Origin of the sequence: Stappia sp. TSB10GB4, from assembly GCF_900185745.1 — a bacterium.
Lineage (GTDB): Bacteria > Pseudomonadota > Alphaproteobacteria > Rhizobiales > Stappiaceae > Stappia.
In genome coordinates this window covers 79,859-104,309 of record NZ_FYAV01000049.1, presented here as the reverse complement: position 1 = coordinate 104,309, position 24,451 = coordinate 79,859, and the positions used below count along the sequence as shown (strand labels likewise).

Genomic DNA, 24,451 nt, shown 5'->3' with positions numbered 1-24,451 from the left:
TCAGCACCCATGCCGATGCACCAGACGCCGCGCGGGCTTGCCGCCCTGCGCGAGGACCTGCACCGCTTTGCCAACCGGCGCCTGCTGATGGCGGCGCGCCTTGTAACGACTGTCACGATGCATCTCTATCGTCGCGGCCTTGTCGGTCCCGCCGGGGCAAAGGCGGGGCTGGGCGTGGCCGGACGGCTGCAGCGCGCGGGCATCCGCCTGTTGCGCCGGGGCCGCCGGCGCGATCGGAGCCGCTGAGGAAGGACGGATTGAACGATGATGGCGATTGAAGTCGCGGCGCTCAACCTGAGCGCTGCCATGCTGCTGGGAGCGGCAATCGGATTTGAGCGGCAATGGCGCCAGCGCCTTGCCGGCTTGCGCACCAACACGCTCGTCGCGCTGGGCGCGGCCAGTTTCGTCGTGTTCTCGTCGATCGTTCCCGGCGATGCCAGCCCGACCCGGGTGGCGGCTCAGGTCGTCTCCGGCATCGGCTTTCTCGGGGCCGGCATCATCTTCCGCGAGGGGCTCAACGTGCGCGGGCTGAACACGGCGGCGACCCTGTGGTGTTCGGCCTCCGTCGGCGTGCTCGCCGGCATCGGCGCCCTCGGCTACGCGGCGGTCGTCACCGGGCTGGTCATCGTCGTCAACCTCCTGCTGCGCCCGCTGGTCTTCCGGATCAACCGGCAGCCGCTGTCCTCCACGGAACTGGAGATCGGCTATGCCGTCAGCATCGTCTGCCGCAGCGAGCAGGAGGCGCATGTGCGCGCGCTGCTGCTTCAGGGGCTTGCGGCCAGCGCCATGCATCTTCGCCAGCTCGACAGCAGCAATATCGAGGGCAGCGACCGGGTGGAGATCCAGGCGATGGTCCATGCCGACACCCGCTCCGACAAGCCGATCGAGCAGATCGTCGGCCGGCTCAGCCTGGAGCCGTCCGTGACCGCCGCGCGATGGCGGATCGAATCGCTCGGCGATTGATCCGCCTTAAGGGCGGACGGATGCCGCCATGATGATTATATAGAGGGCCGCGAACACCCGCGGACAGTACCGGAAGGACAGCCATATGCTTCATGTCGATATCCCCACCCGCTCGGAAATCGCTGCGCTCAACGGCACCAGGAGCGATGCCTGCGTGTCGATCTACCTGCCGACGACGCCGCTCACCCAGGAGACCGGCGCGACGCGGATCGAGTTCGGCAATCTCGTCCGGCAGGCGCGCGAGCAGCTCGAGGCGGCGGGGTTCGACAAGCGGCGGCTGGCGGCGCTGCAGGAGCAGATCGACGCGCTGGCGGAGGATGACGAGTTCTGGCGCCTGCAGGCCAACAGCCTCGCCCTGCTGGCGACGCCGGAGAGCCTGCGCACCTTCCGCCTGGCCAACCATCTCACCGCCCTGGTGGAAGTGTCGGACCGGTTCCACCTGAAGCCCCTGCTGCGCGCGCTCACCTTCCCGCAGTCGGCCTATGTGCTGGCGCTGTCGGAAAACGCCGTGCGGCTGGTCGAGGTCCATGGCGAGCTGCCGGCGGCGACGGTCAGGATCGAGGGGCTGCCGAAGGACGCGGCCAGCGCCGTCGGCAAGTCGACGCTGAACGACCGCTCCGCCAGCGGCCGCATCCAGGGCTCGGAGGGGCAGAATGTCCGCTTCCAGCAATATGCGCGCAAGGTCGACGCGGCGCTGCGCCCGTTCCTGGCCGGGCGCGAGACGCCGCTGATCCTGGCGGCGACCGGGCGACTTGCCTCGGTGTTCCGCACCGTCAACAGCTATCCGCACCTGCTGCCGGATGACATCTCCGACAGTCCCGACCGGATTTCCGACGCCGATCTGGCGGCGGCCGCGCGCCCCGTCCTCGATGCCGCCCATGCCCGTGACCTTGCGGCGCTGACGGCGCTCTACGCGGCGCGTGCCGGCGAGGGCCGGGCCACCGCCGATGTCTCCGACGCCGCCCGGGCAGCGACCTACGGCGCCATCGACACGCTGCTGGTCGATATCGACACGGTGGTCGCCGGCACGGTCGACGAGGAGAGCGGCGCCGTCACCTTCGCGGAAGCCGCCAGCGCCGGCACTTATGGGATCGTCGACGAGATCGCCGGCCGGGCGCTGGCGAGTGGGGCGCGGGTCCTCGGCGTGCGCCGCGCCGACTTGCCCGGCAAGGGCGACCTTGCCGCCATCCTGCGCTTCGCGGTCTAGGGTCACCCGAGTGTGAAGTCCGGGGGACGGTCCCGCCACCGGGACCGCCCCCCGTCGTCTCCTCCGCCCGCTGTCACGGAAGCCCGTCATGGAACGCATCACGATCACGGTCGACGAGGACCTGCTGCGGCAGATCGACGCCCTCAGCGAGAAGCGCGGCTATGCCAGCCGCTCCGAGATCTTCCGCGACATGGCGCGCGAGGCGCTGGCCCGCGAGGCGATCGGCTCTGAGGACGAGTTGGAGAACGAGCGCCCCTGCTACGGCGCGCTCACCTATGTCTACGACCACGGCATCCGCGACCTGCCCAACCGGCTGACCGACAACCACCACGCCCATCACGCCCTGTCGGTCGCCACCACCCATGTCCATGTCAGCGCCGAGAACTGCCTGGAAGTGTCGATCCTCGCCGGCACCGCCGGCGATCTGCGCCGCTTCGCCGACAGCGTCATCAGCCAGCGCGGCGTGCGCCACGGCAGCCTGCATGTTTTCCCGGCGCTCGAGGGCGAATCGCTGCTGCTGCGCGGCCAGCCTCATAGCCACCAGCATACCCACAGGCACGGCCAGGACAACGACCCTGACCACGACCACTGAACCCCACATCGCGCCTTGACCGGACGGGGCGGTATGATGTTATTTAAATAGCTCATACCGACTCACTTTTTCCGAAGGCGACCGATGTTCAAGGTTTTCCGCGGCGCAGCGCGCGCCCCTGCCCGCTTCGCCCTTCTTGCCGGCCTGATTCTCGCCTCGACCCTCGTGCCTCTCTCGTCGGCGCCTGCCGCCGCGCAGGGCCCGGCGCTCGACTTCTCCTGGCCGGTGAATGTCGGTCCGCTCAATCCGCATCTCTATTCGCCGAACCAGATGTTCGCGCAGGCCATGGTCTACGAGCCCCTGGTGCGCTACCGCGCCGACGGCACGGTCGTTCCCTGGCTGGCGGCCTCGTGGGACGTGTCGGACGAGGGGCGGGTCTATACGTTCGCCTTGCGCGAGGATGTGACCTTTTCCAATGGCGAGCCCTTCGATGCCGCCGCCGCCAAGGCGAATATCGACGCGGTGCTCGCCAACCGGCCCCGCCATGCCTGGCTGGAGCTCGCCAACCAGATCGTCTCGGCCGAGGTCGCCGGCCCGCATCTGTTGCGGCTGACCCTCAAGGACGCCTATTACCCGGTGCTGCAGGAGCTGGCGCTGCCCCGGCCCTTCCGATTCGTCGCGCCCTCGCAATTCATCGAGGGCGGCACCAGGGATGGCATTGCCGCTCCCATCGGCACCGGCCCGTGGACGCTGAGCGAGACCTTGCTCGGCGAGCGCGACGTCTTTGCCCGCAACGAGGCCTATTGGGGCGACAGGCCGGCCTATGCCTCGGTCACCGTCAAGGTCATCCCGGATCCCAACACCCGCGCCATTGCCTTCGAGACCGGCGAGATCGACCTGATCTACGGCACCGACGGGCCGATTTCGCCCGATACGTTCGAGCGCTTCCGCGCCATGGGCGAGCAGGCCGGCCTCACCGCCGCCCTGTCGGAGCCGCTGGAGACCCACGCCCTGGCGATCAACACCAATCGCGGCGCCACCCGCGACCTTGCCGTGCGCCGGGCGATCAACCAGGCGGTCGACAAGGACACGATGATCGCCACCGTGCTCTACGGCACCCGCCGCCGCGCCGACACGCTGTTCGCGCCCAACGTTCCCTATGCCGATATCGGCCTTGAGCCCTATCCGTACGACCTCGACGCGGCGCGGCGCCTGCTGGACGAGGCCGGCTGGACGGCTTCGACCGAAGGCGGCATCCGCGAGAGGGACGGCGAGCGGCTCAGCGTCGAGCTCTGCTTCGTCGGCACGGATGCGGTCGCCAAGTCGATGGCCGAGATCATCCAGGCGGACCTGCGCCGCGTCGGCATCGAGGTCCTGCTCACCGGCGAGGAGGAGAGCAGCGTCTATGCCCGCCAGCGCGACGGCCGCTTCGGCATGATCTTCAACCGCACCTGGGGCGCGCCTTACGATCCGCATGCCTTCGTCAGCTCCATGCGCGTGCCCTCCCATGCCGATTATCAGGCCCAGCTCGGCCTTGCCGACAAGGCCGAGATCGACGCGATGATCGGCAAGGTGCTGGTCACCACCGACGAGGCGGCGCGCCAGGCGCTCTACCTCGATCTCCTCACCCGCCTGCACGATCAGGCGGTCTACCTGCCGCTGACCTATGTCACCGCCGTCGCGGTCGCGCGCAAAGAAGTGGGCCCGGTGCCCTTCGGCGCCATGTCGAGCGAGATCCCCTTCGACCGCCTCACCCCGGCGGCGGACTGAGGCAGATGGCCGGCTTCATCCTCCGCCGCGTCCTCCTGCTGCTGCCGATGCTGCTCGGCGCCTCGCTGGTCATCTTCCTGATGCTGCGGCTGGGGCCGAGCGATCCGGCGATGGACTATCTGCGCCTGTCCAAGGTGCCGCCGACGCCGCAGGCGCTGGAGGACGCGCGCATGATGCTCGGCCTCGACCGGCCGATCGTGACCCAGTATCTCGACTGGCTCGGCAAGGCGGTGCGGCTCGATTTCGGCACCTCCTATGCCACCCAGCGCCCGGTGCTGCCGGACCTGCTGCACTTCCTCCCCGCGACGCTGCAGCTTGCCGGCCTCGCGCTGGCGCTGACCATCGGCCTGTCGGTGCCGCTCGGCATCTGGGCGGCGCGCTACCGCGAGCGCTGGCCGGACCACCTGGTGCGGCTCGTCGCCTTCATCGGCGTGTCGATGCCGAATTTCTGGCTCGGCTTTCTCCTGGTGCTGCTGTTCTCGGTCCATCTCGGCTGGCTGCCGCCGATGGGCCGCGGCGGCCTTGCCCATCTGGTGATGCCGGCGGTCGCCGTGTCGCTGATGTCGCTCGCCATCAATGCCCGGCTGCTGCGCGCCAGCATGCTGGAGGTCGCCGGCCAGCCGCATGTGCGCTATGCCCGGCTGCGCGGCCTGCCCGAGCGGCGGGTCGAGCGCGCCCATGTGCTGCGCAACGCCTGGCTGCCGGTCATCACCGCCATGGGCATGCATATCGGCGAGATGATCGGCGGCACCCTGATCATCGAGAGCATCTTCGGCTGGCCGGGGGTCGGCCGCTATGCCGTCTCGGCGATCCTCAACCGCGACTATCCGGTGATCCAGTGCTTCACCCTGGTGATGGTCGCGATCTTCATGCTGTGCAACCTGGTGGTCGACATCGTCTATGCGCTGGCCGACCCGCGCATCCGCCTGTCGGCGGAGGGGGTGGAATGACCGACCTGCCGCTCCATGGGTCCTCCGCGCGGCCCTCCCGCCGTCTTCTCTCCCGGCTGACCGCGCCGTTCTCGGGCCGCTGGCCGGTGCGCCTCGCCCTTGCCGTCGTCGCCCTGCTGGTCGTCGCGGCGGTCGCCGGTCCCTGGATCTCGCCGCACGATCCGGACGTGATCGACCTGACCGCGCGCCTGCAGGCGCCGGACGCCGTCCACTGGCTCGGCACCGATCATCTCGGCCGCGACATGCTCTCGCGTCTGATCGCCGGCGTGCGCGTCTCGCTCGGCGCGGTGGCGGTGACGCTGGTGCTCATCCTCGTGCTCGGCATCGCCGTCGGCGGCGCTTCCGGCTTCATCGGCGGGCGCACCGACCAGCTCATCATGCGCGTCACCGACGTGTTCCTCACCTTCCCCACCCTGGTGCTGGCGCTGTTCATGATCGGCATGCTCGGCACCGGCCTCGTCAATGTGATCATCGCCATCGCCCTGTCGCACTGGGCCTGGTATGCGCGCATCGTCCGCGGCATCGTCCTGTCGCTGCGCCACCGGGACCACCTGCTGGCCGCCCGCCTTGCCGGGGCGAGCCGGCTGCGCATCTTCGCCGCCCACCTCCTGCCGGCGACCCTGTCGCAGCTCATGGTGCTCGCCACGCTCGATATCGGCCACATGATGCTGCATGTCTCCGGCCTCTCCTTCCTCGGCCTCGGCGTCGCGCCGCCGACCGCCGAATGGGGCGTGATGATCGGCGATGCGCGCCAATATGTCTGGACCGCGCCGATGCTGATCTTCTGGCCGGGCCTCGCGCTCTTCATCTCGGTGATGGCGTTCAACATCCTCGGCGACGCGCTGCGCGACCGTCTCGACCCGCATCTGCGGGCGGAGCATTGCCATTGACCGCCGCTCCGCCGTTCCCCACCTCCCCGGCGCCTGTCCCGCCGACCCCGCAAACCCTCTCCATCGAGGGGCTGACGGTCGCCGCCGGCCATGACGGTGCCGGCCCCGTGCTGGTGCGCGACCTGACGCTGGAGCTCCGGCGCGGCCGCGTGCTGGCGCTGGTCGGGGCCAGCGGCTCCGGCAAGTCGATGACCTGCATGGCCGCGCTCGGCACCCTGCCGCCCGGCACCAGGACACTCTCCGGCCGCGTCCGTCTCAATGGTGCCGAGTGCGCGCCCGAGGCCCTGCGCGGCCGCGAGGTCGCGGCGATCCTGCAGAACCCGCGCAGCGCCTTCAACCCGGTGCGGACCATGCGCGACCATGCGCTGGAGACGCTTGCCGCGCTGGGCCTTTCCGGCCCCGATGCCGAAGCCCGCATCGCCGCGGCAATGGTCGAGGCGGGGCTGGACGAGCCCGCCCGCATCCTGCCGCTGCATGCCTTCGAGATGAGCGGCGGCATGTTGCAGCGGATGATGATCGCGCTGGCGCTCCTCGCCGAGGCGCCGTTCCTCTTCGCCGACGAGCCGACCACCGACCTCGACCTTGTGGTGCAGGCGCGCATTCTCGACCTGCTGCAGCGCCTCGTTGCCGCGCGCGGCCTCGGCGTGCTGCTGGTCACCCATGACATGGGCGTCGTCGCCCGCCTCGCCGACGAGGTCGCGGTGCTCGATCACGGCCGGCTGGTCGAATGCGCGCCGGTCGAGGAGGTGTTCCGCGCCCCGCGTCATCCGGTCACCCGCATGCTGGTTGCGGCGCATCTGGCGCTTTACGGACTGGAGCTTGCCCCATGACGCTGATCCGCGCCGATGGCGTGTCCCGGACCTATCGCAGCTTTTCGCTGGTCGGCGCGGGCGCCGCGCGCACCGCGCTCGCCGGCGTCTCGCTGTCGGTCGCGGCCGGCGAGACCGTCGCCCTGCTCGGCCGCAGTGGCTGCGGCAAGAGCACGCTGGCGCGGCTCCTGTGCGGGCTGGAGCGACCCGATCGCGGCACCGTCTCCTATCGCGGCACGCCGCTTGCCCGTCTCGACAGGGCAGGCCTGCGCCGCTTCCGCCGCGAGGTGCAGATGGTGTTCCAGGACGCACCGGGCGCGGTCAATCCCCGCTTCGACATCCGCGCGATCATCGCCGAGCCGCTGCGCCATCTGACCTCGCTCGATGCGCGCGCCCGCGCCCGCCGGGTCGACGAATTGCTCGAAATGGTCGAGCTGCCGGCGGCGCTCGCCTCCATGCTGCCGTCGCAGGTCAGCGGCGGCCAGCTCCAGCGCGTGTGCATCGCCCGCGCGCTCGCGCCCTCGCCGGCGCTGGTCGTCCTCGACGAGGCGGTCTCCAATCTCGACCTGCACCTTCAGGCCGCGACGCTGGCGCTGCTCAAGCGGCTGCAACAGGCCTCCGGCCTCGCCTATCTCTTCGTCACCCACGACCTGCGGCTGGTCGAGCGCTTCGCCGCCCGCACCGTTGTCATGGACGCCGGCACGGTGGTCGAGGAAACGCCGAGCGGGGCGCTTGTCGAGCTCCGCCACCCCGCCTCGCTGCTGCTGAAATCGGCAATCCTGCCGCCCCTGCCAGCGCGCATGCCGGCGCCCGCCCCGGTCGCCTGAGCGCCCGCCCGCCTCAGGCGGGAACCGGTTCGGGCCGCGCGCCCGCCGGCTGCGGCTCGGCGGCACCCTCCGGCCGGCCGAGCGCCAGTCTCTCGTCCGCCGTGTTGCGGATCAGCATCGCGTCGTGGCTGACCAGCATCACCGCGCAGCCGTCCTGCTCCACCGTCTCGCACAGGAGCTGGATGACCTGCGCCTGGGTGATCGGGTCGAGCCGCGAGGTCGGCTCGTCGGCGAAGATGAAGCGCGGCCGCACCAAGAGCAGCCGCAGCAAGGCCAGCCGCTGCAGCTCGCCGCCGGAGACCGCGTCGGGCAGCCGCTCGAGCAGCACCGGGTTGAGCCCGAGCCGCTCCAGCAGGGCGTCGATCCGGCCCGCGCCCGCGCCGTGGCGGCGGGCGACATCGGCCAGCGTCCGGCCCAGCCGCAGCCGGCGCGGAAAGGCGGCGACCGGGTCCTGATAGAGCTTCTGGAACGCGGTGGCCGGCAATCCGCCGTCCCGCCGCACCTCTCCCGCCAGCGGTGGCACCAGGCCCAGCAGCACATCGCCAAGGGTCGACTTGCCGCAGCCGGACGGGCCGGTGACGCCGAAGATCCGCCCGGCGCGCAGGTCGAGATCGACGCGGTCGATCAAGGTCCGCCCGCCGCGCCCGACCGTGAGCCCGTGGGCCGAGACGACCGGCGGCCCCGACGAGGTGCTGGCAGCGGTGCTGCGCGGTGTCCAGTGGCGCGGATCGGCGGCGATCAGCGCCCGCGTGTAGCGGTCCAGCGGCGCGGCGAGGACCCGCGCGGTCTCGCCCGCCTCCACCACCTCGCCGCGGCGCAGCACCATCAGCCGGCCGCCGATCCGCTGCGCCAGCTCCAGGTCGTGGGTGATCACCAGCAAACCGCCGCCCTGGCCGAGCTCCTGCAGCAGCAGGTCGGCGACATCGTCGCGGCGGGCCGCGTCCAGCCCCTTGGTCGGCTCGTCGGCGATGACGATCCGCGCCCCGCCGGCCCGCGCCGCGGCGATGGCGACGCGCTGCGCCATGCCGCCGGAAAGCTGGTGCGGGTAGCGCTGCGTCGCCGCCGGGTCGAGGCCGAGCCGGGCAAGGTCCGCCTCCGCCTGGCGGCGCGCCTCGGCCGCCGTCAGCGCGCGCACCAGCCGGTGCGTCTCGCCGACCTGCGCCCGCGCCCGCATCAACGGGTCGAGCGACAGCCACGGCTCCTGCGGCAGCACGGCGATCTCGCGGCCCCATAGCGGGCGGAACCGGCCGGCCCGCGCCGTCTCCAGCCGGTGGGTGCCGAGCGTCACCCGTCCGCTGGTGGCAAGGCCCGGCGGCAGGGTTCCCATCAGCGCCTGCGCCAGCAGGCTCTTGCCCGAGCCGGTCTCGCCCAGCACCACCAGCGGCGTTCCGGCCTCCAGTGTCAGGCTGACCGGTTGCAGCAGGGTCGTCGGTCCGTCCGAGACGGTGATGTCGTCGGCCTCAAGCAGGATCATGCGGAGCGGCTCCCGGCCATGAGTGTCAATCCGAGCAGCAGGGTGAAGGTGGCGACCACCGGCGACAGCAGCGCCAGCGGCGCCTCGCGCCAATAGGGCAGCAGCTCCACCATCATCCGGCCCAGTTCCGGCGTCGGCGCGCGCATGCCGACATTGACGAAGCCGAGCGCGGCGATGGCCATGATCGCCGTCGCCGTGCCGAAGGCGGCGGCGGTCAGCATCATCGGCCCGACCTCCGGCCAGATATGGGCGCGGAAGATGTAGGCGGGGCCGAAGCCGAGCAGCCGCGAGGCCTGGACGGCGGGCGAGGCCAGCGTCTCGCGCGTTGCGGCGCGCGACAGGCGGAAGAACTCGACCCACAGCACCAGCGACAGGCCGGCCCAGAAGCCGAGCGCCGTGCCCGGCACGATCGCCAGCACGATCAGCACCAGCAGCAGGCCCGGCAGCGCCAGCAGCGCGTCGGCCAGCGTCACCAGGGCGCGTTCGGTCCAGCCGCCACGGGCGGCGGCCAGGGTGCCGAGCGCCAGGCCGGCCAGGCCGGCGGTGGCGACGGCGGCCAGGGCGATCGCCGGCGACAGCCGCAGCGCGCTGGCCAGCCGGTGGAAGATCGAGCGGCCGAGATGGTCGTAGCCGAGCGGCGCGGCCGCCTCCGGCCCGGCCAGCGCCTTGATCAGCGACTGCGCCAGCGGGTCGCCGGGCACCAGCAGCGGCCCGGCCAGAGCGAAGCCGGCGACCAGCGCCACCAGCAGCAGCCCGGCGAGGCGCGGCCAGCTCGCGGCAAGGCTCGCGGTCCGGTTGGCATTTCCGGCAAGGGAGAGGGGGGCGTCGGTCATGCGCTCACCCTCGGGTCGAGCCGCCGCACGGCGAGGTCGATGCCGGCATTGACCAGCACGAAGCCGAGCCCCAGCACCAAGGCGGTGCCCTGCACCATCGGCACGTCGCGCGAAAAGATCGCATGCACCAGCGCATGGCCGATGCCGGGCCAGCCGAACACCGATTCGACCACGACGACGCCCTCCACCAGGGTGACGAATTGCAGGCCGAGATAGGTGACGAGCGGCACCGAGACGTTGCGCAGCCCGTGCCGCAGCAGGGCCTGGCGCGGCGACAGGCCCTTCCACTGCGCGAAGCGGTAGAACGGCATCGCCGCGATCCGGGCCATGGCGTCGCGGGCGATTCTTGCGTTGACGGCGGCCAGCCCGAGCGCCAGCGTCAGGCTCGGCAGGATGAAGTGGCGCGCCTCGCCATGGCCGGCGGCCGGCAGCCAGCGCAGATGCACGGCGAGGAAAAGGATCAGCAGCAGCGCCATCAGGAATTGCGGGACCGCCTTCAGTCCGGTCGACAGCACCAGCAGCGTCCGGTCGAGGACGCCGCCCGGCCGCAGCCCGGCCAGGATGCCAAGCGGCGGGCCGATCAGCAGCGACAGCAGCAAGGCGGCAACGGCAAGCTGCAGCGAGGCGCCGAGCTGGTGGCCGATCTCGTCGATCACCGGCTGGCCGGAGACCAGCGAGGTGCCGAAGTCGAGCCGCGCCAGATCGGCGAACCAGCGGCCGAGCGCCGGCAGCACCGGGCCGCCGAGCCCCAGTTCCTGGCGCACCGCGTCGGCCGCCTGGGCGTTGACATTGTCGTAGCCGTAGCGTCCGGCGGCGATCCGCCAGGCGGCATCGCCCGGCAGCGCGCGCATCATGGCGAAGGTCGCGGTGCCGATCAGCACCGCCACCATCACCGCCTGCACCAGCCGGGAGGCGAGGGCGCTCATCGCGTCCGCCGCAGCGCCGGCAGGCCGAAGCTGCGCTCCCACGGGTCGATCACCGTGCCCTCGATGTCGCGGGCAACCGCCAGCGTCTGGCGATACCAGGCGATCGGGATCACCGGCAGGTCCTCCTGCAGGATCCGCGCGGCCTCGGCCCGTTCGGCCGCGCCGCCCTCCCCGCGCGCCAGGCTGCGGGCGAGCGCGGTGAAGGCCGGATTGTCCCAGCCCATCGCGCCCCAGTCGCCGGTCGGCGCATAGTCGGACAGCACCGTGCCGATCGGGTCGGGGATCAGCGAGAAGTTGCGGGCCAGCAGGGCGATCTGCAGCGATCCGTCCTGGTGGCCGGCCGGGATCTCGGACGAGTTGGTGGTGTTGATCACCACCTCGACGCCGATGGCGCGGAACTGCTGTTCCAGCACGGCGGCGACCAGCGGCAGTTCGGGCCGGTCGGGATAGGTCAGCAGGGTCAGCGAGAAGCGGTCGTCGCCGCGCCGCAGGATGCCGTCGTCGCCGGGCGTCCAGCCGAGGCCGCCGAGCAGGGCGCGGGCGGCGTCGACGTCATGCGCCAGCGGCTCCAGCGCCGGGTTGTGCCAGTCCGCCACCGACGGCGGGAAAAGCTGGCCGGCGCCCTCGGGATAGCGCAGCACGGCGCGGGCGATGCCCTCCCGGTCGATGGCAAGGCTCAGGGCCTGGCGCACCGCCGGCTCGGCGAGGAACGGATGGGCGGCGTTCACCTTCAGCAGCAGCGTGCGCGGGATCGCCACCGAGTGCACCTCGACGGCGTCGGACAGGCCGAGCCGCGCGACGCTGGCCGGGTCGAGGGCGAAGACGAAGTCGGCATCGCCCGACTCGGCCATCAGCGCCCGCGTCTCCACCCGGCTGACGGCGGTATAGCTGACATGGGCGATGTGCGGCGCCTCGCCCCAGTAGCCGTCCCAGGCGGTGGCCTTGAGGGCGAGCGGCGGCGTCATCTGGGTGACGCGGTAGGGGCCGGTGCCGATGATCGCGACGCCCTTGCCGTCGCCGTCATAGGCGGCCGGCGCCAGGATCTGCGAGCGGAACTCGGCCAGGAAGGCGGGCAGCGCCGCCAGCGGCTCGGTGAGCGTGATCGCCACCGCATCGCCGTCGGCGGTGATCGCGGCGATCGGCAGGCCGGCCAGCGGTCCGGGCTTTGCCCGCGCGATCTCCAGCGCGTTCGCCGCCGCCTCCGCCGTCATCGGCGTGTCGTCGTGAAAGCGCACGCCCTCGCGCAGGACGAAGCGCCAGGCCAGCCCGTCCGGCGACACCTCCCAGCCGGTGGCAAGGCCCGGCTCCAGCCGCCCGTCGGCGGCCGCGTTCACCAGGGTCTCGGCAAGGCCCATGCGGGTGAAGATATAGCCGCTGGTCGAGGGCTCGGGCGCCTGGATCTCGAATTGCGCGACGACGTCGAGCGTCTCGTCGGCGGGCTGGGCAAGGCTCGGCGCGGTCGCGGCGAGGAGCGTCGCAAGGAGCGCTGCCGGGAGCTTTGCCCGGAGTTTTGCCCGGAGCTTTGTAGGGACGGGGGGGAGCAGTCGGGGCATCGGAACGGTCCTGTCCTGGGAAGGCGGCGGGACGGCCGCCGAAGGGGGATAGGCGGGGGATAAGGGCCGGCGCGCGAGGTCGGCCGCGTCGCCGCGCTCATTCGTTATCTTATAACATCCACAATCGCAACAGGCTTTGAGGTCCTGCGGGCGCCAGAAGCGAGCGCCAGAAGCGGGAGACAGTCAGGTCACCGGCAGGGGCGCGGCTTCGCGGGTCCGGATCGCCGGCCAAGATCGATGGCCTAGAGTGATGGGCGACGCGGAGGCGTCGCCTTCGGCGAGACCCGCGGACCTGGCGAAATTGAGACGGGATTCTCGAAGTTTCTCGAAATCTCGCAAAATTTTGCAAGTTTCCGCGCAAAAATCGCGCAGCGCATTTCTTCGAAAAAAGAGAATTATATCAATATCTTAATTGAAAACCGGCAGCCGCGGCGGGGCCGCGTTTGCGCAAGCGCTCGCAAGCGGATCGGCGCGCTATCCCCGCCCGGCCTCTAGCCGGCCGGACAGTTATCCCCGGCCGCCACCTCGACCGGATCGCCCGCGAAGCGCGCTTTCGTCCAGTCCAGAAGTTGCGGTGTCAGGGCGGAGCTGGGGCCGACCAGGCTGACATGGGTGAGCCCCGGAAAGGTGCGGTAGTCGATCGCCTGGCCGGCGGCGCAGCGGCGCGCCACGAAGCCCGCCTGCAGCGCCGGGTCGATCACCTCGTCGGCAAGGCCCTGCGCCAGCAGCAGCGGCGCGGCGATGGCCCCATCGGGGTCGTTCTGCGCCAGCCGCTCGCCGAACGGCCCCTCGCCGATCGGCTGGCTGAACAGGCCGGACTTCGGCAGCAGCCGGGTCAAGGCCAGCGACCAGGCCGCGCGCCAGTCGAGAAGGCAGCGGCGGGCGATGTCCGTTGCGATCATCTCGTTGAAATCGCTGACATAAGCATCGCCGATCTGCGGGTAGAGCCGGCGGTAGCTGGTGTAGAGATAGGCCGAGATGATCTCGCCGAAGCCGCTGCCCGCGCCCTGGCCGAGCATCGCCGCGATCTCGGTCACCGGCGCCATCGCGGCGACGCCGGCGATCTCCAGCTCCGGCGCGTCGGTGCCGGCCCGCATGCCGGTCCACAGCGCCGCGTGGCCGCCCTGCGAATGGCCCCAGACGACGACGCGGCTGCCGAGCTGCCAGTCGGCCACCTGGCGCGCCGCGCGCACCGCGTCCAGCACCGAATAGGCGGCGACCTGCCCGACCAGATAGCCGTGATGGCCCGGCCCGCCGAGGCCGGCATAGTCGGTCGCGACCATCGCCCAGCCGTGTTTGACCACATCCTCCATGCCGGGCGTGCCGCCGAAGGGCGCCGGCGACAGCGACGGCGCGCAGCCGCGTGCCGCGCCGGTGGTGCCGTGCGCCCAGGCGATCACCGGTCGCGGGGTGTCGACGAGACGGTCCGGCAGCACGACCAGCGCGCTTGCCACCGTCGGCGATCCGTCCTCCAGACGGGTTGTATAGAGCACCCGCCAGGCCTTGGCGCCGGCCGGAATGTCGATGTCATAGGGCTCGCTGCGCAGGATCGCGCCCGGTTCGGCGGGCCGGGTCGCCGGCGGCGTGTAGAAGGCGTCGGGCGGCGCCGGCAGGGTGATCCACCAGCCGGCGGCCAGCACCATGACGAGCAGCACGGCCAGAGCCGCCAGCCACCGGCCGACCGTGCGACCCCGCCCGCGCTTGCGGCTATCACCCGGATTTTCCTGCATTTCCGCCCCCTGCCCGTCCGGTCCCGGACGCTCGTTCCGATGCCATCCATCTCACGAACCGGCTGCGCGAGGCAACGGGGGAATGTAACTTCAGGCTGTATCAGCGGACGATTTCGACGATCTCCACCCGCCGGTTCCTCGCCCGCCCCTCGTCGCTTCTGTTGCTGGCCACGGGGGCGACCATGCCGGCGCCGGCCGGTGTCATCCGCGCGGCGGCGATGCCATGCGTCCCGGCCAGCCGGTCGACCACCGCCTGGGCGCGCCGCTGCGACAGCGACAGGTTGTAGTCGAAGCCGCCCTTGCCGTCGGTATGGCCGACGATCAGCACGGCAAGGTCCGGATTGTCGCCCATCAGCCGGCCGAGTTCGCCGATCTGGTCGGCGGACTCGGCAGTGATCTCGGCGCTGTCGAACTCGAACGTGATGCCATAGACGGCGATGCGCCCGTCGCGGGCCAGCGTCTGCGCCATTTCGTCGGCGGCCAGCACGGCGATGCGGCCGGTCTCCATCGGCGTCGCCTCGACCACCGTCACCGCCAGATGCGGCATCAAGGGCCGGTCGCCGCGTGCCCTCGTCTCGACGCCGAGCAGGGCGACGGTGACGCGCGCCTCGGCGTCGTTCCGCTCTGCCAGCAGGTAGACCGTGCTGTCCCAGGTGGTTGGCAGGCCGATGCCGGCGCGCCCCGCGTCCCAGAAGGTCGGGATCGCGCCGCCGGGCGAGCAGTCGGCCTTGCCCCGGCAGAACAGGCGGGTCGCAAAGCCCTTCGCCTCCAGCTCGCTCTGGTGGTTGCGCAGGATCTCCAGCATCGAGCGCCCGCCCGGCCCCTCGTAGCGCAGCGAGGTGATCCGGCCCGAGAATTCCGCCTGCCAGGCATTCGGCGTGTCCTTGCCGCCGCGCTCCAGCGGGGCGACCGGCAGCCGGATCTCGTCATAGGCGCGGCTCTCGTGGGCGGTGATGACGGCGCCCTCGTAGCGCCCGACCAGCGGATGGTCGGACGCCCCGGCAAGGTCGGCGGGCTGGCCGCTCGCCGGCAGCGGCAGGCCGAGCATCAGCGCCAACGCCAATGTCGGCGCCAGTGCGGGCGTGGGGCGACGAGGGAGCCGGCCGAGAAGGACGCGGGGGAGGAAGCTCGCCAGGAATCGGGACGGCATGCGGTGTCTCCAGCATTGCTGCCTTGTGGACCCCGGACGCCCCGCCGGTTTCCGCAAGGCGTCTTGCGCGCCTGCGACCTCAGGCTGCATCGCCTAGCGGAAGAATGCGGCCCGAATTTGGCCCGCCCCCGAAGCGCCGTGCTGGGCGGCGATCCGGGGCGGGACGCGGCAGGCTCAGGCCTTGCCGAGCTCCTTGGCATGCAACCAGGCGGCGTGCTGCGGCGCCCGCTTGGTCTTCGACCACTCCTCCAGCATCTCCCATTTCACCGCGTCGAGCTTCTTCAGCATCTCCTCCTCGGCCGGATCCGGGCAGGCCAGTTCGATGCGGTGGCCGTTGGGGTCGAAGAAATAGATCGAATGGAAGATCGAGTGATCGGTGACGCCGAGCACCTCGATGCCGTTCTTTTCGAGCCGCTCCTTGTAGGCAATCAGCGTGTCGCGGTCCTTCACCTTGAAGGCGATGTGCTGCACCCACACGGGCGTGTTCGGGTCGCGGCCCATCTCCGGCTTGGTCGGAAGCTCGAAAAAGGCGAGCACATTGCCCGCGCCGGCGTCGAGGAAGACATGCATGTAGGGGTCCGGCTCATGGGTCGAGGGCACCTTGTCCTCGGCGATGGCCAGCACGAACCCCATGTTCAGGTTGTCGACATACCAGTTCACGGTCTCCTTCGCGTCCTTGCAGCGATAGGCGACGTGGTGGATCTGCTCGATCTTCAGGTCAGCTTGGACAGTCATTGCGGGCTCTCCCGTTTTCATCGTTGAAACGGAACGCCCCGTCCGCGTTCGGCAGGCTCGCAGCAGCCACGGGCCCCTCAGCCGCAGGCTGCCGCGGAAAGGCTCAAGTCGTTGGCGGCCCTTGCAGTCTGGCGGCGGCGAAGGCCTCGCGCAGCACCTCGCGGTCGCCGATATGGTTGGCCAGCACCAGCACCAGCCGGGCGTTCAGCGCCTCGCTGTCCTCGCGCGGCAGCCCCTCGTGCAGCGCGATCAGTTCGGCATAGAAGCCGTCTGGATCGGCGATGTTGGGCGCCAGCCGCAGGCCCGTTTTCTTGGTGGTTTCGCTCATTTCGGGTTTCCTTGCGTTCCGGCCGGTTCGGGCCGTTATCCCCGCCCGCGGGTCTCGCTGCGGGCGGTGGCGATCCGCAGCGCCTTCGTCACCTCGCCGGCATCGAACGCCTCCCAGCGGGCGGCGACATGCTGGTCCGGGCGCATCAGATAGACGGCGCTCTTCGCCTCGCCGAGATAGCGCGCGGCGAGCGCGCCGCTCGGATCGTCGCCGGCCGACAGCGCCACCCGCTCGACGGCGATGCCGTCGATGACAAGGGTTTCCGGCGCCTCGACGTCGATGGTGAGAAGCTGGAAGCGGTTGCCCAGCCGGTCGATCAGCCAGCCGCCGGCAACCGGCGCGTCGCTCGCCGGGGCGCCCGGCCGGCTGCGGGCCGGCATCGCCGCGCAGTCCGGGCCGTTGAGCGGCGAGCCGTCATAGGTCGCCGGCAGCGACAGGCGGCCGGAATTGACCAAGGGCCGGGCGAAGGCGTGATGCTCGGCCAGCTCCAGCACCGCGTCGCGGAACACCCGGCTGGCCTGGCTTTTCGGCGTGATGAAGTCGGTCGAGCGCGACGAGTTGAGGATGTTCTCGTCGGCGGCGAAGACGCGCTCGGCATCGTAGCTGTCGAGCAGCGCCTCGGGCGCCGTGCCGTCGAGCACCAGCTTCAGCTTCCAGGCGAGGTTGTCCGTGTCCTGCAGGCCGGAATTGGCGCCCCGCGCGCCGAAGGGCGAGACCTGGTGGGCGCTGTCGCCGGCAAAGATCACCCGGCCGTGGCGGAACTTCTCCATCCGCCGGCACTGGAACGTGTAGATCGACACCCATTCCAGTTCGTAGTCGACATCCTCGCCGAGCATCGCCTTCAGCTTCGGCGCGATGCGCGCCGGGTCCTTCTCCGCCTCCCGGTCGATATCCCAGCCGAGCTGCAGGTCGATGCGCCAGACGTCGTCCGGCTGGCGGTGCAGCAGCGCCGACTGGCCGCGGTTGAACGGCGGGTCGAACCAGAACCAGCGCTCGGTCGGGAAGTCCGCCTTCATGACGACGTCGGCGATCAGGAAATTGTCTTCGAACACCCGGCCGAGGAAGTCGAGCCCGAGCATGGCGCGGGTCGGCGAGCCGGCACCGTCGCAGGCGACCAGCCAGTCGGCCTCGATTCGATAGGGCCCCTCCGGCGTCTCCACGGTCAGCTCGACGCCGTCGCCATGCGGCGTCACTGCGCTCACCTTGTTGCCGCCGCGCAGCTCCAGCAGCCCGGTGTCGCGGCCGATCTCCAGCGCCCGCTCGACCAGGTATTGTTCCAGGTAATACTGCTGCAGGTTGATGAAGGCCGGCCGCTTGTGTCCGCCCTCGGGCAGCAGGTTGAACTCGTAGACCTTGCGTTCGTCGAAGAAAACCTTGCCGAGATTCCACACAACACCCTTGTCGACCATCCGCTCGCCGCAGCCGAGCCGGTCGAGGATCTCCAGCGGCCGCTTGGCGAAGCAGATCGCCCGCGAGCCCCAGCTCACCTTGTCGTTCTCGTCGAGCACGGTGACGGCAACGCCCTGCTGCGCCAGGTCGATGGCGAGCGCCAGGCCGATCGGCCCGGCGCCGATCACGACCACCTTGTGGCGGGCCGGCGCTGCGGCGTCCTGGTCGGCGCAGCGCGTGTACGGATAGAGCGGCGTTTCGAAGATCTTCGTCATCAGCGGCCCTCCCTGGCCGGTCTTCTGCGGGCTGAAACCGTCGTGGCCGGAGCGTCCTCGCGCACCGGCCGGCGACGGCAGGTCTCGTCAGCCCTGCAGGGCCTGCCACATCTCCTTGTCGCGCTGGGCCGTCCAGATGCGCGGTGTATCGATGCCGAGCGCCTCGTCATAGGCGCGCGCCACGTTGAACGGCAGGCAGTGCTCATAGATCGCGTAGGACGAGAACTTCGGATCGCAGGCGGCGCGGGCCGCGTCCCAGGCTTCCTTCAGCGAGCCGCCGCGCGTTGCCACCTGCGCCACCGGACGGAAGGTCGAGGTGACGAAGTCGGCCGTTGCGTCGAGCGCCGCGTTGACCATCTCCTTGCCGACCAGCGCATCGCCCCGGCCCGGCGCGATGGCATCGACGTCGAAGGCGCGGATGCGCTCGAGCGTGCCCGGCCAGTCGCGGAAATGGCCGTCGCCGCAATAGCAGGCGGAGTGGTACTCGACGATGTCGCCGGTGAACATGACGTTCTGGTCCGGCACGTGGATGACGATATCTCCGGCCGTATGGGCGCGGCCGAGGAAGCTGAGGTCGACGCGGCGCTTGCCGAGGAAGACGCTCATCCTGTCGGTGAAGGTGGTCGTCGGCCAGGTCAGCGGCGGAATGTCGGCGACATTGTCATAGCCCTGGAACAGGCGCGGGAAGCGCATGAACTCGGACTCCCGGTCCTCGGCACCGCGTTCGGCTACCATCGAACGGGCCTTGTCGCTCATGATGATCGTCGGCGCCTGATAGGCGGCAGCGCCCAGCACGCGGACGGCATGGTAATGGGTCAGCACCAGATGGCTGATCGGCTTGTCGGTGACCTCGCGCACCTTCTCGATCACCTTGCCGGCAAGGCGCGGGGTGGCCTGCGCCTCGACGATCATGACGCTGTCGTCGCCGATGATGACGCCGGTGTTCGGGTCGCCCTCGGCGGTGAAGGCCCAAAGCCCGTCGCCGATTTCGGTGAAGGAGATCTTCTTCTCGGTCATGTCGCCCTGGGAGGCGAATTGCTTGCTCACGGGAGATAGTCCTCTCAGATTTCGATGGGCCGCATCGCGGCCCGTTGGGCGCGGTTACTGTGCGTCCGAGGCGATGATGTCGAGCTGGGCCTTCAGCGACTGCGCCTCGCCGTCCATCGGCGTGACGATGTCGTCGATGACCGGCCGGCCGCCTTCCTCGATGACGAGGAAATGCGCCTCCTGGAAGCCCTGGTACTCGGCGTCCGGGCCGAAGCAGGTCAGGCCGCGGAAACGGGCGACGACGCGGGTCGCCCCGCGTTCCTGCCCGGCCGCCGCGATGGTGATCTCCTTCAAGGGACAGCCGTCCTGGCCGTTGACGACGACGTCCCAGTCGAGCGGCGTGCCGATTTCCTTGGCGAAGGGCGTGTCCGCCGCCTTGCGGTAGCGGGCCGCAAGGTCGGCGCTGTAGAGGCTGGCCAGGCGCTCCTCGGAAAAATAATCCTGGTAGTCCTGTGGCGTGTCGGCCCAGTTGGCCTCCGCCGCCGTCATCAGCGCCCGCACCGGCGCGGTCACATCGGCGGCCCGCACCGGCGTGATCGCTGCCGTGCCGAGGGCCAGAGCGGCAAATGCCGCCAGCATCCGCACAGTCTTCATCGCGAAATCCCTCCTTCGATCAGCGCCGCACGGCGCCTCAAGCCTTCTCGTATTTCTCGACCGTCTGCTCGATGGCGCCGAAGACCGAATGGCCGTCCGCGTCCTGCATCTCGATCCGCACCGTGTCGCCGAAGCGCATGAACGGGGTCTTGGCGACGCCGCTCTCGATGGTCTCGATCATGCGGATCTCGGCGATGCAGGAATAGCCCACCCCGCCCTCGGCCACCGGCTTGCCGGGACCGCCGTCCATCTTGTTGGACACCGTGCCGGAGCCGATGATGGTGCCGGCCGACAGCGGCCGCGTCTTCGCCGCATGGGCGATCAGGGTCGGAAAGTCGAAGGTCATGTCGATGCCGGCATTGGCCCGGCCGAAGGGCTGGCCGTTGAGGTCGACGCGCAGCGGCAGGTGGAGCTTACCTCCGTCCCAGGCCTCGCCCAACTCGTCCGGTGTCGCCGCCACCGGCGAGAAGGCGGACGACGGCTTGGACTGGAAGAAGCCGAAACCCTTGCCGAGTTCGGCCGGGATCAGGCCGCGCAGCGACACGTCGTTGACCAGCATGACGAGGCGGATGGCGGCGCGCGCCTCTTCAGCGGTGGCGCCCATCGGCACGTCGCCGGTGATCACGGCGACCTCGCCCTCCATGTCGATGCCGAAGGCCTCGTCGGCCATGCGGATCGGCTCGCGCGGGGCGAGGAAGGCGTCGGAGCCGCCCTGATACATCAGCGGATCGGTCCAGAAGCTCGCCGGCATCTCGGCGTTGCGCGCCTTGCGCACCAGTTCCACGTGATTGACATAGGCCGAGCCGTCCGCCCACTGATAGGCGCGCGGCAGCGGCGACAGCGCATTGTGCTCGTGGAAGCGCAGGCTCGGCACCGCGTCGTGCTCGAGGCTCTCGGCGAGGGTCGCCAGTTTCGGTGCGACCTCGTCCCAGGTGTCGAGAGCGGCCTGCAGCGTTGGCGCCAGGTGGGCGGCCTCGGTGCAGCGGGTCAGCGCCTTGTTGACGACGACGAGCCTGCCGTCGCGGCTGCCATCGCGAAGTGTTGCGAGTTTCATGGCTCAGTCCCAGTTGCCCTCGGGGGTGCCGTCGAAGCGCTTCTTCAGCTCCGACCAGCAGTCGAGGTAGTTGTCCTGCAAGGTGTCGAGTTCCGCCGCGAAGCGCGTGAGGTGCTGCGGGAAGCGGGTCTCGAACATGAATGCCATGGTGCCTGTCAGCTTCTGCGGCTTCAACTCGGCGCGGCTCGCCTTCTCGAAGCCGCTGGCATCGGGCCCGTGCGGCAGCATCATGTTGTGAAGGCTCATGCCGCCGGGCACGAACCCTTCCTCCTTGGCGTCGTAGCGGCCGTAGATCAGCCCCATGAACTCCGACATGATGTTGCGATGATACCATGGCGGGCGGAAGGAATGCTCCGCGACCATCCAGCGCTCCGGGAAGATGACGAAGTCGATATTCGCCGTGCCGTCCTCGCCGGACGGGGCGGTCAGCACCGTGAAGATCGACGGATCGGGATGGTCGAACAGGATCGCGCCGACAGGCGAATAGGTGGTCAGGTCGTATTTGTAGGGCGCGTAGTTGCCGTGCCAGGCGACCACGTCGAGCGGCGAGGCCTCGAGCTTCGTCTCGTGGAAGCGGCCGCACCACTTCACCACCAGCCGGCAGGGGCCTTCCTTGTCTTCGAACCACGCCACCGGCGTCTTGAAGTCGCGCGGATTGGCAAGGCAGTTGGCGCCGATCGGGCCGCGGTCGGGCAGGGTGAACTTGGCGCCGTAATTCTCGCAGGCATAGCCACGCGCCTTGCCGTCCATGAGTTCGACGCGGAACACCATGCCGCGCGGGATCACGCAGATCTCCTTGGGCACCACCTCGATCACGCCGAGTTCGGTGGCGATGCGCAGGCCCCCGTCCTGCGGCACGATCAGCAGCTCGCCGTCGGCGTTGAAGAAATATTCGTCGACCATGTCGGTATTGGCGACAAAGACATGGCTCGCCATGCCGGCCTGGCCGTTGACGTCGCCGGCCGTGGTGATGGTGCGCATGCCGGTCAGGAAGGTCACCGGCGTCTGCGGGATCGGCACCGGGTTCCAGCGAAGCTGGCCGAGCGCCAGCGAATGGTCGTCGACCGTCGGCGCGCTCTTCCACTCGGGCAGGGAGACGGGCGAGAAGCGGCCCGAATGCTTCACCGACGGGCGGATGCGGTAGAGCCAGGACCGCTCGTTGGTGCCGCGCGGCGCGGTGAAGGGCGAGCCGGAAAGCTGCTCGGCATAAAGGCCATAAGGCGCGCGCTGCGGCGAGTTCTGTCCCTGCGGCAGGGCGCCGGGAAGCGCCTCGGTCTCGAAATCGTTGCCGAAGCCCGGCATATAGGCCGGGCTGTTCGAAAGTGCCATGTCCGATCCCTCCTGATCCAGACAGTTGATGGTTGCATGTGTAACTGTTTTATCTGAAACTATCAACGTGCGAGACGCCGCTCGGCGGATTTTATCGGCATGGGGGCCGCAAATGACCGGACGCCTGCTGCTTGACGAGTTTCTGCCCTACCGGCTGGTCAGGGCGTCGGAGCTGGTCAGCCGCCGCTTCGCCGCCCGCTACCGCGCGGCCTATGGCATCAGCCGCCCGGAATGGCGCACCTTCGCGATTCTCGGCCAGCTCGGCCACACCACCGCGACCGAGATCGGCCGCCGCTCCGCCATGCACAAGACCAAGGTCAGCCGGGCGGTGGCGACGCTGGAGCAGCGCGGCTGGCTGTCGCGCGCCACCGACGCGTCCGACCGCCGGGCCGAACAGCTCGAACTGACGCCGGAAGGCGCCAGGGTCTATGGTGAGCTGGTGGCGCTTGCCCGCGCCTTCCAGGCCGAACTGCTGCGCGATCTCGGCTTCGAGGCCGCCGACCGGCTCGATGCCGGCCTTGCGGCGGTGGAAAAGCGCTTCATCCGCGAGGGGTAAGCCGCGCCTAGAAAAAAATCCCATAAAAAAGCAATGCTGCGGCTCCCGAAAAAGACAATATCGTAAGAGGCAAGAATTTTCTATTCAGGGCAAACAATATTCTCCTAAAGTCTAAAAATATATTCTTTGAAAATTTATTCTCTGGTTCTAGGGAGATACTCCATACCAGAGATGTAACCAATAACATAGAAAATGTCCACATAGGGTAATTTGCGATAAAATCAACGATATTAATAAGCTCTTGAGAGATATTTTCAATTCTTTGATTTGATGCGCTGATTAAAGAGGCGAGTGATACTATCAAACCAAAGGTCGTAAGCGAAAACAATACGTATGATCTTGTGATTTTCCTTTGATTCTCATAGTATGATGCTTTATATAGGGATGAATTCAAAGATTCTATCATTTGTTGACGATTATACTCTGACTTCATCTTAAGTTCATCGAAGTGATCGCTAAAAATACACCTAAAAGACTCAGCGTATGACAATACCCCCAGTCCCTCAATAAAATCTACTACGGAGCCGCTTCGTCTTCTGGCAATAATTTTCCTGTATATAGAATACAGCGTGCCCATTTTCCAGTCAATACTATCATCGTCTGCGTATAAACTAAGAATAGAATCAGTTCTTTCCGAATGATGCTTGTGAGTGTGAAGATTGTCTTTGATGTAGTAATAGCATTGAAGGCATAATTCCTCATCTGAGGCGCCGTTCTCAGAACATGAAGGAAGTACATTTCCAATCTTTGCTATTCGGAATGTTCCGTTCCGTGCCACACTGTATTTTGCACAAAACAATGCTCTTTCGGTAGCAATATTCACAAAATCAGAAATTGACGCCTCAGCGCTGCCATCACACTTTCTTAGCGCAGACTGAAGTTCTCGAACTTCTGCTTCTGTCGTATCTCTCCAAGTTTCTTTGTCGAAAAGGCCTATTACGCCCTCTAAAGCATCATCCTGGCTAATATATGTAGCGCTGCACGTGAACCAAAGTTTTCCGGTTCTATTAAATATAAGAAGGCCGAGGAAATCGTGAACTTCTCTGGAGTATGAAAAAATCGGTATTATCACGTCAGAGAGGTATCGCTTTTGATAAGTTATTATATGTCTCTCTTTTATGGTAACGAAAGACGACGTGATGGACTGGGTTGGATTATCCGAGATACCAAACTCGGAAAATGCCAAACGACCAGAAACTGTAGGTATCCAGCCAATATATGACAATTTTCTTTCTTTCATATTTATTTTGAAATGGAGACAGCCTCATCGGAGAGGCGTCGCTGACGAACCCACTCTTTTTTTCCGGTTTTTTTGTTTTTGCGGATTGCAACGCCTTCTGCATACTCGAACTTTGGCCTACCGTGAGGGTTTGGCTTGAGTTCTCCCCTAATCGTGTGAAGTACTGAAATCGAGCTTTCGTTAAGTGATCTTGATTTAGATTTGTCTGCCCGCCAAACAGATACTGCTGCGCGTACGACAAGTACGCATACTAGGAGGAGCGCGACTCCGGCAACGTCAATTATATAGAC

24 protein-coding genes are annotated in these 24,451 nt (G+C 68.2%); 10 read left to right on the top strand and 14 right to left on the bottom strand.

Annotated elements, in window-relative coordinates; translation table 11 throughout:
• Window positions 1-9 precede the first annotated feature (9 nt).
• From TSB10GB4_RS11995 to nikE, 9 genes are all read left to right on the top strand, one after another.
• The gene (locus tag TSB10GB4_RS11995) at window positions 10-246 is read left to right on the top strand and encodes a hypothetical protein (RefSeq protein ID WP_186395946.1); all 237 of its coding nucleotides are present in this window, start codon (window positions 10-12) and stop codon (window positions 244-246) included.
• Window positions 247-264: 18 nt separating this feature from the next.
• Window positions 265-963 carry an MgtC/SapB family protein gene (locus tag TSB10GB4_RS11990; RefSeq protein ID WP_186395945.1) on the top strand — a complete coding sequence of 233 codons (699 nt, stop codon included), beginning with the start codon at window positions 265-267 and terminating at the stop codon, window positions 961-963.
• An 85-nt stretch (window positions 964-1,048) separates the two neighbouring features.
• The gene (locus TSB10GB4_RS11985; RefSeq protein ID WP_186395944.1) at window positions 1,049-2,170 is read left to right on the top strand and encodes a hypothetical protein; all 1,122 of its coding nucleotides are present in this window, start codon (window positions 1,049-1,051) and stop codon (window positions 2,168-2,170) included.
• A gap of 88 nt (window positions 2,171-2,258) precedes the next feature.
• Entirely contained in the window at window positions 2,259-2,762 is a 504-nt protein-coding gene (gene nikR, locus TSB10GB4_RS11980; RefSeq protein WP_186395943.1) for a nickel-responsive transcriptional regulator NikR, read from the top strand.
• A gap of 84 nt (window positions 2,763-2,846) precedes the next feature.
• Window positions 2,847-4,472 (top strand): nickel ABC transporter substrate-binding protein, encoded by a 1,626-nt coding sequence (gene nikA / locus TSB10GB4_RS11975; protein WP_186395942.1) that lies wholly within the window; start codon window positions 2,847-2,849, stop codon window positions 4,470-4,472.
• A 5-nt stretch (window positions 4,473-4,477) separates the two neighbouring features.
• The gene (gene nikB / locus TSB10GB4_RS11970; RefSeq protein WP_186395941.1) at window positions 4,478-5,422 is read left to right on the top strand and encodes a nickel ABC transporter permease subunit NikB; all 945 of its coding nucleotides are present in this window, start codon (window positions 4,478-4,480) and stop codon (window positions 5,420-5,422) included.
• Entirely contained in the window at window positions 5,419-6,312 is an 894-nt protein-coding gene (gene nikC, locus TSB10GB4_RS11965; RefSeq protein ID WP_186395940.1) for a nickel ABC transporter permease subunit NikC, read from the top strand. The genes nikB and nikC overlap by 4 nt, the downstream gene beginning before the upstream one ends.
• Complete coding sequence (gene nikD, locus TSB10GB4_RS11960; protein ID WP_186395939.1) at window positions 6,309-7,142, top strand: nickel import ATP-binding protein NikD; 834 nt, start codon at window positions 6,309-6,311, stop codon at window positions 7,140-7,142. Before nikC ends, nikD begins: the two co-directional genes overlap by 4 nt.
• Window positions 7,139-7,948 carry a nickel import ATP-binding protein NikE gene (gene nikE / locus TSB10GB4_RS11955; protein WP_186395938.1) on the top strand — a complete coding sequence of 270 codons (810 nt, stop codon included), beginning with the start codon at window positions 7,139-7,141 and terminating at the stop codon, window positions 7,946-7,948. The genes nikD and nikE overlap by 4 nt, the downstream gene beginning before the upstream one ends.
• 13 nt (window positions 7,949-7,961) lie before the next feature.
• Here the strand turns inward: nikE and TSB10GB4_RS11950 are convergent, their stop codons facing one another.
• The 13 genes from TSB10GB4_RS11950 to hmgA all read right to left on the bottom strand — a co-directional run bounded on the left by TSB10GB4_RS11950 (window position 7,962) and on the right by hmgA (window position 22,365).
• Window positions 7,962-9,422 (bottom strand): ABC transporter ATP-binding protein, encoded by a 1,461-nt coding sequence (locus TSB10GB4_RS11950; protein ID WP_186395937.1) that lies wholly within the window; start codon window positions 9,420-9,422, stop codon window positions 7,962-7,964.
• A complete protein-coding gene (locus TSB10GB4_RS11945) occupies window positions 9,419-10,255 on the bottom strand; it encodes an ABC transporter permease subunit (protein ID WP_186395936.1) in 837 nt (278 codons plus the stop codon). Before TSB10GB4_RS11945 ends, TSB10GB4_RS11950 begins: the two co-directional genes overlap by 4 nt.
• A complete protein-coding gene (locus TSB10GB4_RS11940) occupies window positions 10,252-11,181 on the bottom strand; it encodes an ABC transporter permease (RefSeq protein WP_186387817.1) in 930 nt (309 codons plus the stop codon). Before TSB10GB4_RS11940 ends, TSB10GB4_RS11945 begins: the two co-directional genes overlap by 4 nt.
• The gene (locus tag TSB10GB4_RS11935) at window positions 11,178-12,734 is read right to left on the bottom strand and encodes an ABC transporter substrate-binding protein (RefSeq protein ID WP_186395935.1); all 1,557 of its coding nucleotides are present in this window, start codon (window positions 12,732-12,734) and stop codon (window positions 11,178-11,180) included. Before TSB10GB4_RS11935 ends, TSB10GB4_RS11940 begins: the two co-directional genes overlap by 4 nt.
• Window positions 12,735-13,225: 491 nt before the next feature.
• Window positions 13,226-14,464 carry a lipase family protein gene (locus tag TSB10GB4_RS11930; protein ID WP_186395934.1) on the bottom strand — a complete coding sequence of 413 codons (1,239 nt, stop codon included), beginning with the start codon at window positions 14,462-14,464 and terminating at the stop codon, window positions 13,226-13,228.
• A 100-nt stretch (window positions 14,465-14,564) separates the two neighbouring features.
• On the bottom strand, window positions 14,565-15,614 hold the full coding sequence (locus TSB10GB4_RS11925; RefSeq protein ID WP_208984727.1) for an OmpA family protein: 1,050 nt from the start codon (window positions 15,612-15,614) through the stop codon (window positions 14,565-14,567).
• Between the two features lie 174 nt (window positions 15,615-15,788).
• Window positions 15,789-16,331, bottom strand: a complete 543-nt coding sequence (locus TSB10GB4_RS11920; protein ID WP_186396041.1) for a VOC family protein — start codon at window positions 16,329-16,331, stop codon at window positions 15,789-15,791.
• A 121-nt stretch (window positions 16,332-16,452) separates the two neighbouring features.
• Complete coding sequence (locus TSB10GB4_RS11915) at window positions 16,453-16,677, bottom strand: DUF2783 domain-containing protein (protein WP_186395933.1); 225 nt, start codon at window positions 16,675-16,677, stop codon at window positions 16,453-16,455.
• Between the two features lie 35 nt (window positions 16,678-16,712).
• Entirely contained in the window at window positions 16,713-18,341 is a 1,629-nt protein-coding gene (locus tag TSB10GB4_RS11910) for an FAD-dependent oxidoreductase (RefSeq protein ID WP_186395932.1), read from the bottom strand.
• Between the two features lie 87 nt (window positions 18,342-18,428).
• On the bottom strand, window positions 18,429-19,388 hold the full coding sequence (locus tag TSB10GB4_RS11905) for an MBL fold metallo-hydrolase (RefSeq protein ID WP_186395931.1): 960 nt from the start codon (window positions 19,386-19,388) through the stop codon (window positions 18,429-18,431).
• 54 nt (window positions 19,389-19,442) lie between these two features.
• Window positions 19,443-19,982 (bottom strand): hypothetical protein, encoded by a 540-nt coding sequence (locus TSB10GB4_RS11900; RefSeq protein WP_208984723.1) that lies wholly within the window; start codon window positions 19,980-19,982, stop codon window positions 19,443-19,445.
• Window positions 19,983-20,019: 37 nt separating this feature from the next.
• Window positions 20,020-21,036, bottom strand: coding sequence for a fumarylacetoacetate hydrolase family protein (locus TSB10GB4_RS11895; protein ID WP_186395930.1), 1,017 nt, complete (start codon window positions 21,034-21,036; stop codon window positions 20,020-20,022).
• A 3-nt stretch (window positions 21,037-21,039) separates the two neighbouring features.
• Entirely contained in the window at window positions 21,040-22,365 is a 1,326-nt protein-coding gene (hmgA, locus tag TSB10GB4_RS11890) for a homogentisate 1,2-dioxygenase (protein WP_186395929.1), read from the bottom strand.
• A gap of 112 nt (window positions 22,366-22,477) precedes the next feature.
• Here hmgA and TSB10GB4_RS11885 point away from each other — a divergent pair, with 112 nt between their 5' ends.
• Complete coding sequence (locus TSB10GB4_RS11885; protein ID WP_186395928.1) at window positions 22,478-22,921, top strand: MarR family winged helix-turn-helix transcriptional regulator; 444 nt, start codon at window positions 22,478-22,480, stop codon at window positions 22,919-22,921.
• 7 nt (window positions 22,922-22,928) lie between these two features.
• On the opposite strand, the gene TSB10GB4_RS11880 is transcribed toward TSB10GB4_RS11885, so the two are convergent.
• Window positions 22,929-24,146, bottom strand: a complete 1,218-nt coding sequence (locus TSB10GB4_RS11880; protein ID WP_208984721.1) for a hypothetical protein — start codon at window positions 24,144-24,146, stop codon at window positions 22,929-22,931.
• Window positions 24,147-24,451: the final 305 nt, after the last annotated feature.